Genomic DNA, 838 nt, shown 5'->3' with positions numbered 1-838 from the left:
GGAGGGCAGCAAGAGCTTCACCAAGGAAATCTGTGACGCCGCGCGCATTCCGACCGCGAAATGGGAACGGTTCGACGCCATCGCGCCGGCGCTGGAGTTCGTCCGCCGCCGGGGCGCGCCGATCGTGATCAAGGCCGACGGCCTGGCGGCCGGCAAGGGCGTGGTGGTGGCGCAGAGCGTGGCCGAGGCGGAGGACGCCATCCGCGCGATGATGGAGGACGAGACCCTGGGCGCGGCCGGCCGGTCGGTGGTGATCGAGGAATGCCTGACCGGCGACGAGGTGTCGCTGTTCGCCTTCTGCGCCGGGGAAACCGCCGTGCTGATCGGCGCGGCGCAGGACCACAAGCGTATCGGCGAGGGCGATACCGGCCCCAATACCGGCGGCATGGGCGCGGTCTCGCCGCCCGCCGGATTCGACCGTGCGACGCAGGACGCGGCGCTGGACCTGCTGGTCCGCCCCATGCTGGCGGAGATGGTCCGCCGCGGCACCCCCTTTCGCGGCGTGATCTTCGCCGGGCTGATGCTGACCGAGGACGGGCCGAAGCTGATTGAGTACAATGTGCGCCTCGGCGACCCCGAGGCCCAGGCGTTGCTGATCCGGCTGCAATCCGATCTGCTGCCGGCCCTGGCGTCGGTCGCCGACGGCACGCTGGATGCCGCCGACATCCGCTTCTCGGACGAGCATTCCGTCAGCATCGTGCTGGCCGCGCGCGGCTATCCCGGCCGGCCGGCCGCCGGCGGGGTGATCGAGGATATCGAAGCCGCCGCGGCGCTGCCCGGCGTCGCCGTCTTCCATGCCGGCACCCGGCGGGACGATGCGGGTCGGCTGGTCGCGGCC

General features: G+C 72.1%; 1 protein-coding gene. It reads left to right on the top strand.

Annotation, left to right across the window (positions count from 1 at the left end; translation table 11 throughout):
* A partial coding sequence (purD, locus tag HUK84_RS20665) for a phosphoribosylamine--glycine ligase (RefSeq protein WP_176641861.1) occupies positions 1-838 on the top strand: 838 nt, incomplete at both ends.

It is taken from the genome of Nguyenibacter vanlangensis, assembly GCF_013376155.1.
Classification (GTDB): Bacteria; Pseudomonadota; Alphaproteobacteria; order Acetobacterales; family Acetobacteraceae; genus Gluconacetobacter; species Gluconacetobacter vanlangensis.
Note: the sequence above shows the minus strand (reverse complement) of the source record. Positions and strands in the feature narration are given on the sequence as shown.